Annotated in this window: 1 protein-coding gene; it reads right to left on the bottom strand. The window is 72.0% G+C overall.

Annotation, left to right across the window (positions count from 1 at the left end):
- Positions 1 to 1,643: 3'-5' exonuclease (locus GA0115259_RS31440; protein ID WP_141716771.1), on the bottom strand; the 1,643-nt coding region annotated here is incomplete at both ends.

Raw genomic sequence — 1,643 nt, 5'->3', positions numbered from 1 at the left:
GCGGGCCCGGGGCCGGCCGGCTCGGGATCACTCGGTACGAAGAAATCGTCCGGTGCGAACGGGTCGTCCGGCTCGACCATGCCTGCCGGGTCGAACAGGTCGTCCAGGGCCGGGTCGGCCGGAGGTGTGGCGTCGCTGTCCTCCTGTTGGAATTCCGCCTGTTGGAACTCCGCCAAGTACCTCCGTACCGTTTCCGCTGCCTCTTGGCGGCGAGCCATCGACTCCGGGTCCAGCGGGAGAGGCCAGGCATGAGGTGTGGTCTCCGCGCGCAGGGACGGGTTCTCGTCGGTCTCCTCCGGTTCGTCCGCCCAGGCCTCGATCTCGCCGTATCCCGCCGCGCAGTGGTCGTACAGGGCGTGCAGAAAGTCCGACGGGCCGCGTGGGCGCTTCTGTGTCGGGCCCCACCAGTGGCCGGAGCCGAGCAGCAGGGAGCGCGGGCGGGTGAAGGTGACATAGCCCAGGCGCAGTTCCTCCGTGTGCTGGTGCGTCTTCATCGCGTCCTTGAACGACTTGAGACCTTTCGCGTCCCAGGACGGCACATCCGGCAGTGTCGGCGCGTCGCCGCGCAGCGCGTGCGGCAGGACCTTCGGCTGGGACGTCCAGGCCTCGCGCGCCCGGCCGTTGGGAAACTGGCCCGTCACCAGTCCCGGGACGGCGACCACATCCCACTCAAGTCCCTTGGACTTGTGGGCGGTGAGCACCTTCACGGTGTTCTCGCCGCCCGGCAGCGCGTTGTCCAGGCCCTTCTCGTACTGCGCGGCCGTCCGCAGGAACGCCAGGAACGCCAGCAGTCCAGCCTCTCCGTCGAGCGCCGCGAAGGAGGCCGCGATATCGAGGAAGTTGCTCAGCGTCTCGCGGCGGCGGGCGGCCAGCGCGCGCGGCGAGGCGGAGAGCTCGACCTCCAGACCGGTCGTCGCCAGGACGCGGTGCAGCACGTCCATCAAGGGATCGGCCAGGGACCGGCGCAGCTCGCGCAGTTCGGCGGCCAGCCGCGCGAACCGGACCCGGGCCGCGGCGGAGAAGGGCAGCCCGTCCGCCGGAGCGCCCGCCGGCTCCAGGAAGGTGTCGAGGGCGTCCGCGAGCGAGATCACCTCGGCCGGATCGGTGCCCTCGACCGCCGCCGCCAGCCGCGCGTCGAGATCGTCCTCGCCGTCCTCGGCGCCTCCTCGGTGGACCAGCAGCCGGGCCCTGCGGCCCAGCAGCGCGAGATCGCGCGGCCCGATGCGCCAGCGCGGGCCGGTGAGCAGCCGTACGAGAGAGGCGTTGGCGCCCGGATCCTGGAGGACCTCGCACATGGCGACGAGATCGGCGACCTCGGGAAGATGGAGCAGCCCGGAGAGCCCCACGACCTCGACGGGTATGTCACGGGCCACCAGCGCGCCCTGGATCTCCGGGAAGTCACCGGCCGTACGGCACAGCACCGCGATCTCGCCCGGTTCCTTGCCCGTGCGTACAAGATGGGCGATCGAGTCGGCGAGCCACTCGATCTCCTCCGCGTGTGTCGGGAGCAGGGCGCAGCGCACTGCGCCGTCGCGCTCCGCGCCGGGCGCGGGCCGCAGCGCCTCGACGCCTTCGTGCATCGCGCGCAGCGGCTCGGCGAGACCGTTGGCGAGGTCCAGGAGACGGCCGCCGCTGCGGCGGGT

The sequence above is a fragment of the Streptomyces sp. MnatMP-M17 genome, from assembly GCF_900091995.1.
GTDB lineage: Bacteria > Actinomycetota > Actinomycetes > Streptomycetales > Streptomycetaceae > Streptomyces.
Note: the sequence above shows the minus strand (reverse complement) of the source record. Positions and strands in the feature narration are given on the sequence as shown.